11 protein-coding genes are annotated in these 14,104 nt (G+C 71.7%); 6 read left to right on the top strand and 5 right to left on the bottom strand.

What is annotated here, in order from left to right:
- Positions 1-17: 17 nt before the first annotated feature.
- The 3 genes from OG912_RS30645 to OG912_RS30635 all read right to left on the bottom strand — a co-directional run bounded on the left by OG912_RS30645 (position 18) and on the right by OG912_RS30635 (position 5,943).
- Complete coding sequence (locus OG912_RS30645) at positions 18-3,725, bottom strand: hydantoinase B/oxoprolinase family protein (protein ID WP_327712126.1); 3,708 nt, start codon at positions 3,723-3,725, stop codon at positions 18-20.
- Positions 3,726-3,896: 171 nt separating this feature from the next.
- Positions 3,897-5,318 carry a HEAT repeat domain-containing protein gene (locus tag OG912_RS30640; RefSeq protein ID WP_327712125.1) on the bottom strand — a complete coding sequence of 474 codons (1,422 nt, stop codon included), beginning with the start codon at positions 5,316-5,318 and terminating at the stop codon, positions 3,897-3,899.
- Positions 5,319-5,550: 232 nt separating this feature from the next.
- Positions 5,551-5,943 (bottom strand): ankyrin repeat domain-containing protein, encoded by a 393-nt coding sequence (locus OG912_RS30635; protein WP_326735031.1) that lies wholly within the window; start codon positions 5,941-5,943, stop codon positions 5,551-5,553.
- 313 nt (positions 5,944-6,256) lie between these two features.
- Here OG912_RS30635 and OG912_RS30630 point away from each other — a divergent pair, with 313 nt between their 5' ends.
- Positions 6,257-6,451, top strand: coding sequence for a hypothetical protein (locus OG912_RS30630; protein WP_018103962.1), 195 nt, complete (start codon positions 6,257-6,259; stop codon positions 6,449-6,451).
- A gap of 38 nt (positions 6,452-6,489) precedes the next feature.
- A complete protein-coding gene (locus OG912_RS30625) occupies positions 6,490-8,082 on the top strand; it encodes a hypothetical protein (RefSeq protein WP_327712124.1) in 1,593 nt (530 codons plus the stop codon).
- Positions 8,083-8,148: 66 nt separating this feature from the next.
- Here the strand turns inward: OG912_RS30625 and OG912_RS30620 are convergent, their stop codons facing one another.
- Complete coding sequence (locus tag OG912_RS30620; protein WP_326735033.1) at positions 8,149-9,648, bottom strand: SCO1417 family MocR-like transcription factor; 1,500 nt, start codon at positions 9,646-9,648, stop codon at positions 8,149-8,151.
- Positions 9,649-9,750: 102 nt separating this feature from the next.
- On the opposite strand from OG912_RS30620, the gene yczE reads away from it, so the two are divergent.
- From yczE to OG912_RS30600, 4 genes are all read left to right on the top strand, one after another.
- Entirely contained in the window at positions 9,751-10,413 is a 663-nt protein-coding gene (gene yczE / locus OG912_RS30615) for a membrane protein YczE (RefSeq protein ID WP_327712123.1), read from the top strand.
- The gene (locus OG912_RS30610; protein WP_327712122.1) at positions 10,410-11,174 is read left to right on the top strand and encodes a glycerophosphodiester phosphodiesterase; all 765 of its coding nucleotides are present in this window, start codon (positions 10,410-10,412) and stop codon (positions 11,172-11,174) included. The genes yczE and OG912_RS30610 overlap by 4 nt, the downstream gene beginning before the upstream one ends.
- 46 nt (positions 11,175-11,220) lie before the next feature.
- On the top strand, positions 11,221-12,597 hold the full coding sequence (locus tag OG912_RS30605; RefSeq protein WP_327712121.1) for an MFS transporter: 1,377 nt from the start codon (positions 11,221-11,223) through the stop codon (positions 12,595-12,597).
- A gap of 274 nt (positions 12,598-12,871) precedes the next feature.
- Complete coding sequence (locus OG912_RS30600) at positions 12,872-13,246, top strand: RNA polymerase-binding protein RbpA (protein WP_007262928.1); 375 nt, start codon at positions 12,872-12,874, stop codon at positions 13,244-13,246.
- 250 nt (positions 13,247-13,496) lie between these two features.
- Here OG912_RS30600 and fxsA read toward each other — a convergent pair whose 3' ends face one another.
- Positions 13,497-14,072: an FxsA family membrane protein gene (fxsA, locus tag OG912_RS30595; RefSeq protein WP_327712120.1), complete on the bottom strand. Its 576-nt coding sequence runs from the start codon at positions 14,070-14,072 to the stop codon at positions 13,497-13,499.
- Positions 14,073-14,104 lie beyond the last annotated feature (32 nt).

Genomic DNA, 14,104 nt, shown 5'->3' with positions numbered 1-14,104 from the left:
ATGAGCTCTGTCGCCCGTCACGTCCGGCCGTCCGCAGCCCCCACCTCAGAGCCCCGGTTGCCCGTCGTGTCCCGGCGCTCCGCAGCCCCCGTCTCAGAGCCCCGGTCGCCCGTCGTGTCCGGCGCCCCGTAGCCCCCGCCGCCGGGGGTGCGGATGACGAGTACGTCCCCGGCTTCCAGGCCGGCGGTGTCGCAGCCCTTCAGCGGGGTACGGCCGCCGTCGGGACGTTCGATGTGCTGGCTGCCCAGCGCACCGGTCCCGCCGCCTGCCATGCCGTACGGAGGAACCCGGCGGTGCCCGGTGAGGAGCGCGACCGTGACGGGTTCGAGGAAGCGGATCCGCCGTTCCACCCCGCAGCCGCCGCGCCAGTGCCCGGACCCGCCGCTTCCCTCGCGCACCCGGAAGCTCTCCAGCAGCACCGGGTAGCGCCATTCGAGGATCTCGGGATCGGTGAGCCGCGAGTTGGTCATGTGGGTCTGCACGGCGTCGGTGCCGTCGAAGCCGTCCCCCGCTCCCGAACCGCTGGCCACCGTCTCGTAGTACTGCACCCGGTCGTTGCCGAAGGTGAGGTTGTTCATGGTGCCCGAGCCCTCGGCCTGGACGCCCAGGGCGGCGTACAGCGCTCCCGTGACGGCCTGCGAGGTCTCGACGTTGCCGGCGACCGTGGCGGCGGGGTGGACGGGTGCCAGCATCGAGCCCTCCGGGACCCTGATCTCCAGGGGGGTGAGGCAGCCGCTGTTGAGCGGGATGTCGTCGGCCACCAGGGTCCGGAACACGTACAGCACGGCGGCCATGACCACCGACTTCGGCGCGTTGAAGTTGCCCGGCTGCTGCGGTGAGGTGCCGGTGAAGTCGACGACCGCGCTGCGGGTTTCCCGGTCCACGGTGAGCGTCACCTCGATCACGGCGCCGTTGTCGGTCTCGTACCGGCAGTGGCCGTCGTGCAGTCCGGCGACGATGCGGCGTACGGACTCCTCGGCGTTGTCCTGCACGTGGCCCATGTAGGCGTCGACGACGTCGGGGCCGAACTGATCCACCATGCGGCGCAGTTCGGCGATGCCCTTCTCGTTGGCGGCGATCTGTGCACGCAGGTCGGCGAGGTTGGTGTCCGGGTCGCGGGAGGGATACGCGGCGGTGGTGAGCAGCTCGCGGGTCTCGGGCTCGCGGAAGGTGCCGTCCCGGACCAGGAGCCAGTTGTCGAAGAGCACACCTTCCTCGTCGACGGTATGGCTGAAGGCCGGCATCGAGCCGGGTGTGATGCCGCCGATCTCGGCATGGTGGCCCCGCGAGGCCACCAGGAACCTCAGTGCGGGAGCGCCGTCCGTCTCGTCGAACACCGGTGTCACAACGGTCACATCGGGCAGATGCGTACCGCCGTGGTACGGATCGTTGATGGCGTACACGTCGCCGGGCCGCATCGTGCCGCGGTTGCGGCGCAGCACTTCCTTGATGGACTCCCCCATGGAGCCGAGGTGTACCGGGATGTGCGGCGCGTTGGCGATCAGGCTGCCGTCCGCGTCGAAGAGGGCGCAGGAGAAGTCGAGCCGCTCCTTGATGTTGACGGAGTGGGCCGTGTTCTCCAGGCGCACGCCCATCTGCTCGGCGATGGACATGAAGAGGTTGTTGAAGACCTCCAGCATGACCGGGTCGACCCGGGTACCGACGGCTGCTCTCGCCGGGCGCGGAAAGGCGCGGGTCAGGATCAGGTGGCCGGTGGTGCCGAGGACGGCCTGCCAGCCCGGGTCGACGACGGTGGTGGCGTCGGCCTCGGCGATGACGGCCGGACCGGTCACCGTGTCCGTGGGCCGCAGGTCCGCTCTGCGGTGGAGTGCGGCGTCCTGCCAGCGGTCCCCGGCGAACATCCGTACCGTCTCGTGGGGTTGCGGCGCAGTGGCCTCGCCCCGCTCCGGCCCGGACGGCCGCTCCGCGGCATGCTCCCCCGCCGTCCCGGTCGCCTCGGCGGAGACCGCCTCGACGACGAGCGGCCGGTCCATCGTGAAGCCGTAGCGCGCGCGGTGCTCGCCCGTGAACGCCTCGGTCATGGCGGTCGCCGTGTCCAGGTCGACGGAGAGGCTCGAATCGGTTCCCTCGTACCGCAGGAGCACACGCGCCCGGGTGCTGATCGCACGGTCCGGGACACCGTCGGCGCGCAGTTCGGCCCGGGTACGGGCGGCCAGCGCGTCGCAGAGTTCGCCCAGGCGGGCCCGGGTGGAGGCGTCGAGCGGTGCCTCGACGGACTGTTCGCGCATGGCGGTGGCGTCGGCCAGCCCGATGCCGTAGGCGGACAGCACACCGGCCAGCGGGGGTACGAGGACGGTGTCGATGCCGAGGGCGTCGGCGACGGCGCAGACGTGCTGGCCGCCGGCGCCGCCGAAGCCGGTGAGGGCGTAGCGGGTGATGTCGTGCCCGCGCTGCACGGAGATCTTCTTGACCGCGTTCGCCATGTTGAGCACGGCGATCTCCAGGAACCCGGCGGCGGTCCCGGCGGCCGTGCGCCTCGTCCCGGTGGCCCGTTCGACGTCGTCGGCCAGCTCCTCGAAACGTCTGCGCACGATGTCCGCGTCCAGGGGCAGGTCGCCGTCCGGCCCGAGGACGGCGGGGAAGTGGGCGGGCTGGATCCGTCCGAGCATCACCTGGGCGTCGGTGACGGTCAGCGGTCCGCCTCTGCGGTAGCAGGCCGGGCCCGGCACCGCTCCGGCCGAGTCGGGACCGACCCGGTAGCGCCGGCCGTCGAAGTGCAGGACCGAACCGCCGCCCGCCGCGACGGTGTGGATGTTCATCATGGGGGCGCGCATCCGTACGCCCGCCACCTCGGTGCCGAGCTCGCGTTCGAACTCGCCCGCGTAGTGCGAGACATCGGTGGATGTGCCGCCCATGTCGAAGCCGATCACCCGGTCGTATCCGGCCTGCCCCGACGTACGGGCCATGCCGACGACCCCGCCGGCCGGCCCGGAGAGCACCGCGTCCTTGCCCCGGAAGTGGGCGGCCTCGCGCAGGCCGCCGTTGGACTGCATGAACATCAGCCGGATGCCGTCGAGCTCGGCGGCGATCGTGTCGACGTACCGGCGCAGGATCGGCGAGAGGTAGGCGTCGACGACGGTGGTGTCGCCGCGCGGCACCAGCTTGATCAGGGGGCTGACCTCGTGGGAACAGCTGATCTGGGTGAACCCCGCCGCACGGGCCTCGGCGGCGACCGCCTTCTCGTGGTCCGGGTGGCGGTAGCCGTGCATGAGGACGACGGCCGCGCTGCTCAGGCCGTCGGCGTGCGCGGCACGCAGCCGCTCCGCCACCGCGGCCCGGTCCAGGGGCCTGACGGTCCGCCCCTGGGCGTCGACCCGCTCGGGGACCTCGATCACCCGCTCGTACACGGCCTCGGGGAGCAGGATGCGGCGGTCGAAGAGCCGGGGCCGGTTCTGGTACGCGATGCGCAGGGCGTCCCGGAATCCTTCCGTGATGACCAGGACGGTGGGTTCGCCGCGCCGCTCCAGCAGGGCGTTGGTGGCGACGGTGGTGCCCATCTTGACGGCGGCGACCCGGTCGGCGGGGACCGGTTCGTCCGGTGCGAGGCCCAGCAGCAGCCGGATGCCGGCCACGGCGGCGTCCCGGTGGCGCTCCGGGTCGTACGAGAGGAGCTTGCGGGTGACCAGCCGCCCTTCGGGGTCCCGGCCCACCACATCGGTGAACGTGCCGCCTCGGTCGATCCAGAACTCCCAGCGTCCGGTCATCCCTCCATAGTGGCGCGCCGTCCTTCGAACGGGGCGCAGGGCGCGGCGGGGATCCGGCTGGGGAGTGACGGGGGCCCGGGTGGCGGGGCGGTATGGCGCGGCGCGCCCCCCGACGCGCTGCGCTCCTGCGTTTCTCGGCTGTGCGGTCCCCGGGGCGGGGTGTCGGCCCCGTCAGACCGCCGGTGCGTCCGGCCCGATCCTGCTGCGTACGGCCGATTGCACCTCGGCCTCCTCGGCCGGATCGGCTGCCAGCCGGCGCAGGCGCTCGGCCACCCTGATGTCACCGGTCTCCGCGTGGCGTGCGGCGACCTCCCGGGTCGTCTCCTCGCAGTCCCACAGGCATTCGACGGCGAAGCCGGTGGCGAAGGAGGGGTCGGTGGCGGCGAGGGCCCGGGCGGCCCTGCCCCGCAGATGGGAGGAGGACGTCTCCCGGTAGACGTGACGCAGTACGGGAGCGGCGCAGGCGATGCCGAGCCGGCCGGCGCCGTCGACCAGGGACCACAGACGGGGCGCGTCCGGTCCCTCGCCGCGTACGGCGTCACGCAGCGCGCCGAGGACCAGTGGGGCGTCCTGCGCGCCACCGCGGCCGGCCAGTACACCGGCCGCCGAGGCACCGAGCGCGTCGGGCCGGCGTGCCCAGCGGCGCGCACGTTCCACGGCAGGTTCGCCGCACATCCGCTCGAAGGCGGCGACGGCCGCTTCGGCGACGGTGCGCGAGGCGCCGGCCGTCGCGGCCTCGATCAGGTCCAGCACGGCCGGGTCGCGGACCTCGGCTGCGAGGTAGTGCAACGCGGCGCAGCGGGCGCCTTCCGGACCGCTGCGGGCCGCTTCGACGATCACGGACCGGTCCTCGGGACCCGCCACCGCGGAGAGGCAGCGGGCGGCCGGCACGTGGAGGGAGCTGCCGCGGTCGAGCCCTTCCTGGGCCCAGTCGAAGACTGCCTGGACGCTCCATCCGGGGCGGGGTCCGCCGGGCCGCATCTGCCGCTGCCAGCGGTCGAACGAGCCCTGTTCGGAGGCGGCTCGCACCCGGGCGCCGACCGATTCACGTGGATCGTCGGCCCAGAGCCGCCAGGGGCGCGGCTCGTAGGCGTCCCGCACGGTGGCGGCCAGCTCGGCGCGGCCCTCGGTATCCTCCGGGAAGCGGGCGAGTACGGGCACGGCGAGTGAGCGGAGCCCGGCGTCGTCGTCACGCAGCGCCAGTTCGTCCAGGGCCCAGGCCCAGTTGGAGCCGGTCGCGGCGTAGCGCCGCAGGAGGGCCAGGGCGTCGTCGCGGCCGTACGAGGCGAGGTGTCCGAGGACCGCCAGGGCCAGGCCGGTCCGCGAGTCGTCCGTGTCGAGGTGGTCGTCGGCATCGCACAGGTGCCGCTCGATCTCCTCGATCCCGCCGTCGAGGTCGAGATACAGACGTGCGTAGTAGAGGGAGCGGTTCTCGACCTGCCAGTCGTGACGCGGGTCGCTCAGGACGCAGTGGTTGAGAGCCGCCAGGGCCTCGGGGCGTGGTGCGGCGAGTGCGTGGAGCGTGCCGTCGCCGCGGCCCCTCTGCAGCAGACCGAGCAGGGTGCCGCTCGGCGCTATGAACGGATCAAACATGGAAAAAGCCTCACATCAAGCTGTCGACGCAACCGGGACTGTGCAGTTCCACGTGCCGGGTGGGCACTGGGGACGTGCCCTAGGCCGCGCAGCAACATGATCGGCCGACCGCCGTCTTCTGCCTGGTGTAGACCATCTTCCTCTGCCTCTCGTCGGTGGCCCGAACCGGGCCCGCGACGTCATGATGACCCAGCCATTTCGCCACCGCGACCACATTTACGGCGAAGCCCGGTCAGCGGGTGCCGAAGAGTTCCAGCAGGTCGGCCTTGCCGAACATGCGCGCCGTGTCCAGCGCGGAGGGTGTTCCGGCCGCCGGATCGGCCCCCGCGTCGAGCAGCGCCTTGATCACCGCGTCCTCGCCCTTGAAGACGGCTCCGGCGAGCGGCGTCTGCCCGCGGTCGTTGGCACGGTCCGGGTCGGCGCCGCGGCCTGTCAGGGCCGTGACGGCGGGAGCGTGCCCGTGGTAGGCCGCGAGCATCAGCAGCGAGTCACCCCGGTCGTTGGTGAGGTTGACCGGGACTCCGGCATCGACGTAGGCCGCGAGCGCGTCGGTGTCGCCGGAGCGCGCCAGGTCGAAGACCTTGGTCGCCAGCTCGACCACCTCGGGATCAGGGGTTTCGCTCATCGGTGGACCACCTTCCATTAACCGTTTACGCCGGAGCCGGCCTGCCGGGGCGGGTGCCGCGTGGGCCGTACGAGTGAATCGACAGGGTACTGCCCGGGCGCACACACGCCCCGGCCCGCCCATGGCAAAAGATCACGTCGAGTGACGGCGGAGAGCTGCCGGACCCCGGAAATCCCTCCTGCCCACGCCTTCGTGTCCGCCAGTCCAGTGAAAAAACCGACTTTTCACCCAATTGCAGCTTTTATCCTATAGATACTTCCGGTGAGCTTGGAAGGACTCATGGTGACTGTCCCCCCAACCAGGAGAACCACTCATGATCCTTTCCATGTCAGGCGTCGTCATCCTCGGCATCATCGTCTTCCTGTTCTTCAGGAAGGACGGCCTCAAGGCGTCGCACGCCCTCGTCACCGCCCTGTTCGGCTTCTACCTGGCCGGCACCGCCATCGCACCGAGCATCACCGCGGGCGGAGCGAGCCTCGCCGGCCTCTTGGGCGGGATCAAGTTCTGACCCTCCGCACCCGCTCCCACCCCCTCCAGGAGACAGACGTGGCCCGGCGACCACTCCCCCGCATTCTGAGCAGCGGCAGCGCTTCGATCACTCGCAGTCGAGAGTTCGCGCGCACGGCCGCCGACAGCGCCACCGACGTACTCCATCCGCTGATCATGATCACTCGTGGTCTGCGGCTGCTGGCCGGTGCAGGACGGCAGAAGTGGGCCGCGACGCCCAAGGACCGGCGTGGTCCCACGCTGTTCCTCGTCGCGGCCTGCGTGCTCGTGGTCGCGCTCATCCCGTACGGGCCTCTGCTGGCCCTCGTCATGGTGATGGGCGCCGCCGCATGGAAGGGAAGGGAACGCACCCCCGTCAAGACCGGCCCCGACGAGGCGGAGACCGGGCGCCTGCAGGCTTTGTACGAGGCGCTCGTGCCGTACTTCTCGACGGCCGACGACCCCAGTCCGCTGTTCACCCACGGCGGCGACTGGGACGCGGTCTTCAGCGGGTACGAGTTCGACGGCGACGGCCGGGTCAGCAGCCTGCGTGTGACATATCCCGCCTATTTCACCGACAGCGAGGCCGCTTCCCGCGCCCGGATCGAACAGCTGCTGCACGCCAAGTCCGGCCGCGGCCGGGAGTACCTGTTCAGCTGGGACGAGGAGGGCAACCAGCTCGTCATGAACGTGCTCGACGCCCTGCCCACCTCCCTCACCGCCCAGCGCTTCGTCACCGCCCCCGGCGAGACCGTCCTCGGGTTCACCGACGACGACGCGGTGCAGCGCACCGTGCCGGTGAGCGACGGGGACGAGACCCGGGACGCCCCCGGAGTCGTCTGGCGGACCGGCGCACGCTCCACCGAGCCGCACCTGCTGATCGCCGGGCAGCCCGGCAGCGGCACCACCACACTTCTGCGTTCCATCGCCCTGCAGGCGCTCCAGCAGGGCGACATCCTGATCGTCGACGGCAGCGGCACCGGCGAGTACGCGTGCTTCACCGGGCGCGAAGGGGTCCTGGCCGTCGAGTGCGGACTGGCCGGGGCGCTGTCCACCCTGGAATGGGCGGCCAACGAGACGGAGCGGCGGCTGATCGACGCCAACCGGGCCCGGCAGGCCGGTCAGGCCGCTCCCGAGGACACCCGGCGCCCCCTGTGGATCCTGCTGGACCGGCCGAGCGCGCTCGCGCACCTCGCCGCAGCAGGCGGCGGACCCGATCCGCAGGAGCTGCTCCAGGTGCCCCTGCGGCACGGCAGGGCCGCCAACGTCACCGTGGTGATGACCGAGCAGTTCGACTGCCTGGACGGCCTGAGCGACACCGTCCGCTCCCACACCAGGGCCCGGGTCGTGCTCGGCCACTGCTCGCCGGGCCAGATCGAGTCCGTCCTCGGCCTGGAGCCGCACACCACCCCCACTCCGGACGTCCCGCCCGGCCGTGGGTACGCACGGCTCGGCTCCGGCCAGGTGCTGCGCATCCAGGTGCCCGCCACGCCCGACCCGTACGACGACGCGACCAGCAAGGCGCAGCGCCAGGCGGTGCTGGACCTGCTCCCCGAGCGGCGCACCGCGGTCGAGGCGAGCGTGCCCGACCCGGTGATGGCCGACACCGTGACCGCTTCCGTCGCCGTCGAGGGCCTGGCCCTCAGCGACTGACCCGGGCATGACGAGGGGCACGCGGATCAACGGATCCGCGGGCCCCTCGTCATGTGCCACAGGCGCTCAGGCCACGAACGTACGGGGCGCCTCCGCCCCCGCACCCGCCCCCGAGCCGACCAGCTGGGCGGCTGCCGCGAGCCGCAGGGCCGCCTCGTCCGCCACCGGACCGCCGACCGTGAACGGCAGCCGTACGTAGCCCTCGAAGGCCCCGTCGACCCCGAACCGCGGTCCGGACGGCACCCGCACCCCGACCCGCTCCCCGGCCACCGCGAGCCGCGATCCGGAGAGGCCGCCGGTGCGGACCCAGAGCGTCAGCCCGCCGCTCGGCACGGCGAACTCCCAGTCCGGCAGCTCCCGGCGCACCGCAGTGACGAGCGCGTCCCGGTTGTCCCGCGCCTGCTCCCGGCGGATCTGCACGGCCTGCTCCCAGCCGCCGGTGCGCATCAGCCAGTTGACGGCCAGCTGTTCGAGGACCGGGGTCCCCATGTCCGCGTACGCGCGGGCGGCCACCAGGCTGCGGATCACGTCCGGCGCGGCACGGACCCAGCCGATGCGCATGCCGGCCCAGAACGCCTTGCTGGCCGATCCGACGGTGAGCACCGTGCTGCCGGCCGGGTCGAAGGCGCAGACGCGGCGGGGCATGTGCACGTCGTCGTCCAGATACAGCTCCTGCATCGTCTCGTCGACGACCAGGACCGTGCCGGCCGAGCGCGCGGCGTCCACCAGCGCGCGGCGGCGGTCCTCGTCGGCGAGGGCGCCGGTGGGGTTGTGGAAGTCCGCGACGACGTACGCGAGCCGGGGTGCCGCGTCCCTCAGAACCTGGCGCCACCGGTTCATGTCCCAGCCGCCGAGCCCCTCCTCCATGGCCACCGGCACGAGACGGGCACCCGCCTCCCGCATCAGCTGGAGGATGTTGGCGTAGCTCGGGGACTCCACCGCGATCCGTTCGCCGCGGCCGGCGAAGAGGTGGCAGATCGCGTCGATGGCGCCCATCGCCCCGGTGGTGACCATGATCTGTTCGGGCATCGTCGGGATGCCGTCGGCGGTGTACCGGTCGGCGATCATCTGCCGCAGCGCGGGAAGGCCGGCCGGGTAGTCGCCGTGGGTGTGGGCGTACGGGGCCAGCTCCTCCAGCGCGCCCTGGACGGCCCGGGTCAGCCACGGCTCGGGGGCGGGCAGCGAGGCGCAGCCCAGGTCGATCATCGATCCGAGCGCTTCGGGCGGCAGCGGCTCCAGTCCACGGGCGGGCAGCGGGTTGCCGGCGGGGACCGCCGTCCAGCTGCCCGCCCCGCGCCGCGACTCCAGGAAGCCCTCGGCCCGCAGCGCCTCGTAGGCCGCGGCGACCGTCGTACGGCTGACGGAGAGGGCGAGTGCCAGTTCGCGCTCGGCGGGCAGCCTGGCGGCGACCGGGACACGGCCTTCCAGCACGAGCAGCCTGATCCCGTCGGCGAGCGCGCGATAGGCGGGCGGCCTGCGAGTGCCGGGGCCGGCGGGCCGGGGCTGCTGGGCGTGGAGCTGCCGGGCGAGCTGCGCCGCGCCGACGGCCGAAGTCCACTGCGCCATGAGAATCAGTCCACCTTCCTCGGATTGGCCATAGTTGGCAGCCAATCCCCTGCCACAGAGTGACATGCAGCAGTCCACCACCACCACACCAGGGGGCACCACTTGTCCATCACCGCCGTTCCGCGCGGGGCTCACCTCACCCGTCGGCTGATCCAGCTCTACGCGGGCCTGGCGCTGTACGGGGCGAGCTCGGCACTGCTGGTCGTCGCCGGGCTCGGTCTGGAGCCCTGGGGCGTGCTGCACCAGGGGCTCGCCGAGCTCACCGGGATCAGCATCGGGGTCGTCTCGATCATCATCGGCGCGATCGTGCTGCTGCTCTGGATTCCGCTCCGGCAGCGGCCGGGGCTGGGCACCGTCTCGAACGTCTTCGCCGTCGGTCTCGCGATGGACGGCACACTCGCCCTCGCCCCCGAGGTGCACGGGCTCGCGGCCCAGGCCGGGGTGATGGTGGCGGGGGTCGTCCTCAACGGCGTGGCGACCGGGCTCTACATCGCCGCCAGGTTCGGTCCCGGGCCGCGCGACGGGCTGATGACCGGACTGCACCGGCGCACCGGCAGCTCCATCCGGCTCGTCCGTACGGCGATCGAGATCGCGGTCGTGGCCACCGGGTTCCTGCTCGGCGGCTCCCTCGGCGTGGGCACGGTCCTGTACGCCCTGGCCATCGGCCCGCTCGCCCAGTTCTTCCTGCGCTTCTTCACGATCTCGGACAGCGGTGGCACCACGGTCGCCACCCCGTCATCCGCGCAGGCCATACTGCCGCAGTGACTTCCGTACGCCACCCCTATCTGGACCACCCCGCACCGCTCGCGTTCGCCCACCGGGGCGGGGCGGCGGACGGGATCGAGAACACCGCGGCCGCGTTCCGCCGGGCCGCCGACGCCGGGTACCGGTACTTCGAGACCGATGTGCACGCCTCGGCGGACGGCCGGCTGGTCGCCTTCCACGACCCCACCCTGGACCGGGTCACGGACGCCCGGGGCCGGATAGCGGAGCTGCCGTGGAGCGAGATACGGCAAGCCCGGGTGGCGGGGCGCGAACCGCTGCCGCTGTTCGAGGAACTGCTGGAGGCGTTCCCCGAGGCCCGCTGGAACGTGGACATCAAGGCCGGGCCGGCGCTCGTGCCCCTCGTGGAGCTGATCCGCCGGACGGACTCCTGGGACCGGGTGTGCGTCGGCTCCTTCTCCGAGGCGCGGGTCGCCAGGGCGCACCGGCTGGCGGGGCCGAGGCTCGCCACCTCCTACGGCGTCCGCGGCGTCCTGGGGCTGCGGCTCCGCTCGTACGGCATCCCGGCGGCGCTGCGCGCCGGTGCGGTCTGCGCGCAGGTCCCGGAGAGCCAGGGCGGCGTCCGGGTCGTCGACCGGCGCTTCGTACGCGAGGCGCATGCGCGGGGGCTCCAGGTGCACGTATGGACGGTGAACGAACCGGAGCGGATGGCCGCGCTCCTGGACCTCGGAGTGGATGGCATCATGACCGATCACATCGAGACGCTGCGTACGGTGCTGAGCGAGCGGGGGGCCTGGGCCTGACGCCGGCCCCGGTGACGTCTCCACGGGGAGAGACGAGGGGTGCGCAATGAGCGCCGAGACCGCGGACACCGCCGACCCGGCGGACGGCACGGCTGCCGGGTCACCGGACCCGGACGAGCGACGCCGCGAGCAACGCGGCTGGTATTTCTACGACTTCGCCTGCTCCGTCTACTCGACCAGCGTCGTCACGGTGTTCCTCGGGCCGTATCTGACCTCGGTCGCCAAGGCCGCCGCCGACGCCGACGGTTACGTGCATCCGCTGGGCATCCCGGTCCGCGCCGGATCGCTGTTCGCGTACACGATCTCGGCGTCCCTCGTGCTCGCGGTGATCCTGATGCCGATGGCGGGCGCCGCGGCCGACCGTACGGGCCGCAAGAAGCCGCTGCTCGCGGCAGCGGCCTACACGGGCGCCACCGCGACGGCGGCGATGTTCTTCCTGGACGGCCACCGCTATCTGCTCGGCGCCTTCCTGCTCATCGTGGCGAACGCCTCGATCTCGGTGTCGATGGTGCTCTACAACGCCTATCTGCCGCAGATCGCGGAGCCCGACGAACGCGACGCGGTCTCCTCGCGCGGCTGGGCCTTCGGCTACACGTCGGGGGCGCTGGTCCTCGTCCTCAACCTGATCCTCTACACCGGCCACGACTCCTTCGGCCTCTCCGAGTCGGACGCCGTGCGGATCTGTCTCGCCTCGGCCGGCGTCTGGTGGGGTGCCTTCACCGTCATACCGTTGCGCCGGCTGCGCGACCGCAGCGTGAAGACGGGCGGGGGCGAGCCGGTCGGCTCCGGATGGGGCCAGCTCAGGGCGACCCTGCGCGACATGCGCCGCCACCCCCTGACCCTCTCCTTCCTGCTGGCGTACCTCGTCTACAACGACGGTGTGCAGACCGTCATCTCCCAGGCGTCCGTGTACGGCTCCGAGGAACTGGACCTGAGCCAGACGACACTGATCACGGCGGTGCTGCTGGTCCAGGTGCTGGCGGTCGCCGGTGCGCTCGGAATGGGACGGATGGCCCGGACGTACGGTGCGAAGCACACGATCCTCGGGTCGCTCGTCGTCTGGACGCTGATCCTCGTGGCCGGCTACTTCCTGCCCGCCGGCTCGCCGGTCTTCTTCTACGCACTGGCCGCGGCGATCGGCCTGGTCCTCGGCGGCAGCCAGGCGCTGTCCCGGTCGCTCTTCTCGCATCTCGTGCCGCGCGGCAAGGAGGCCGAGTACTTCTCCGCGTACGAGATGAGCGACCGCGGACTGAGCTGGCTGGGGCCACTGGTGTTCGGGCTCGCGTACCAGCTGACCGGCAGTTATCGGGATGCGATCATCTCGTTGGTGGTCTTCTTCGTGGTCGGTTCCGTGCTGCTCGCGAGGGTGCCGGTCCGGCAGGCTGTGGCGGCGGCCGGGAATCCCGTTCCCGAACGGATTTAGACGTTGAAGTGAAAGGCCGGTAGTGTACGCCTTTGGCCTGCCCGGAGGACCGTTACTGCGAGTGGAAGAATCCAAACCGTTGGGTGACAACTTCCGCCAGATGTGACAAACCGGGCATTGGCGGGTACGTGAACACTCGCAAACCTGAAAAAGCAGCGGCACGACGGGCGACGCATGACCGGCAACGGGAATCTTTGCCGCCGACCGGACGTTGACCGGATGACGACGACAGCGACATTTGTCCTGTGGGCGACAAGCCCGGGAGGCACGATTCATGAGTGAGCGAGCTCTCCGCGGCACGCGACTCGTGGTTACCAGCTACGAGACGGACCGCGGCATCGATCTGGCCCCGCGCCAGGCGGTGGAGTACGCATGCCAGAACGGACATCGATTTGAGATGCCGTTCTCGGTAGAGGCGGAAATTCCGCCGGAGTGGGAGTGCAAGGCGTGTGGCGCCATGGCACTCCTGGTGGACGGGGATGGCCCCGAGGAGAAGAAGGGCAAGCCTGCGCGCACGCACTGGGACATGCTCATGGAGCGGCGCACACGCGAGGAGCTGGAAGAGGTGCTGGCCGAGAGGCTGGCGGTTCTGCGCTCCGGCGCCATGAATATCGCCGTGCATCCGCGGGACAGCAGGAAGTCTGCTTGACCGCGTAGCACCGCATCGAGACAGAGCCGTGGGCCGCGACACCTTGTGTGTCGCGGCCCACGGCTCTGTCTCGGGGCCTTGGGCGGCCTGCTGTGGTGGGCGGTGCGGCGCCGTGCCTTGCGCGCCGCCGTGGGGCATGGCTCGGGCTCGTCGGGCCGCCGTCAAAGATGTCCTCAATCGCCGGACGGGCTTGATTTTGCCCGGCTCGGGTCCGAGTCGGCGGTTTCGGCCCTGAGGGCCGTCGGCGTGGTTACGGCGTCAGCGGCGGGCGCGGGTTGTCGTCCGGGCGGGAGGGCTCCTCGCGGATCACCTCACCCTGGACGACCTTTCCGTCCGGGCGGTGCATACGGGCCTGCTGGAAGGCGTCCGAGAGGCCGCCGGGTCCGGCCGCCCTCATCCGGCGTTCCAGTGAGCGTTCCGCGGACCTGCTGAGAGCCGACCGGACCGGCGGCACCAGGAGCAGCAGTCCGGCCACGTCCGAGATCATCCCCGGAATCATGATCAGGAGCCCGGCGAGCATCAGGAAGCCGTTGCCCCGGGTGCTCGAAGGGGCGGGCGACGAGCCGCCGGCCCCGGGCTGTCCCGGCATCTGCTGGAGCGTCTGGGTGAGATTGCGGAAGGCGCGGCGGCCTGCCCGCTTCATCACCACGGCCCCGAGGACGACGCCCGCGGCCAGGAGCAGCAGCACGGTGAACCCGCCTGCCACGTCCGCCACCACGGTGAGCAGCCAGATCTCCAGCACCGCCCAGGCGGCGATGGCGAGAGGTACGAAGGTCCGGGCGCGCGAGCGCTTGCGGGCGGTCGGGGGCGGTGTGCCGGTCGTCATGCCCCCAGTGTGCCTGGACCGGCATCCGAACG

Source organism: Streptomyces sp. NBC_00464, assembly GCF_036013915.1.
Classification (GTDB): Bacteria; Actinomycetota; Actinomycetes; order Streptomycetales; family Streptomycetaceae; genus Streptomyces.
The sequence above is the reverse complement of the archived record's forward strand: the minus strand, read 5'-3'. Positions and strand labels throughout refer to the sequence as shown.

What these genes read in the sequence shown, in the direction of transcription:
- OG912_RS30645 (WP_327712126.1), bottom strand. Translation starts at nt 3,725, where the DNA reads ATGACCGGACGCTGGGAGTTCTGGATCGACCGAGGCGGCACGTTCACC.
- OG912_RS30640 (WP_327712125.1), bottom strand. Translation starts at nt 5,318, where the DNA reads ATGTTTGATCCGTTCATAGCGCCGAGCGGCACCCTGCTCGGTCTGCTG.
- OG912_RS30635 (WP_326735031.1), bottom strand. Translation starts at nt 5,943, where the DNA reads ATGAGCGAAACCCCTGATCCCGAGGTGGTCGAGCTGGCGACCAAGGTC.
- OG912_RS30630 (WP_018103962.1), top strand. Translation starts at nt 6,257, where the DNA reads ATGATCCTTTCCATGTCAGGCGTCGTCATCCTCGGCATCATCGTCTTC.
- OG912_RS30620 (WP_326735033.1), bottom strand. Translation starts at nt 9,648, where the DNA reads ATGGCGCAGTGGACTTCGGCCGTCGGCGCGGCGCAGCTCGCCCGGCAG.
- OG912_RS30605 (WP_327712121.1), top strand. Translation starts at nt 11,221, where the DNA reads ATGAGCGCCGAGACCGCGGACACCGCCGACCCGGCGGACGGCACGGCT.
- OG912_RS30600 (WP_007262928.1), top strand. Translation starts at nt 12,872, where the DNA reads ATGAGTGAGCGAGCTCTCCGCGGCACGCGACTCGTGGTTACCAGCTAC.
- fxsA (WP_327712120.1), bottom strand. Translation starts at nt 14,072, where the DNA reads ATGACGACCGGCACACCGCCCCCGACCGCCCGCAAGCGCTCGCGCGCC.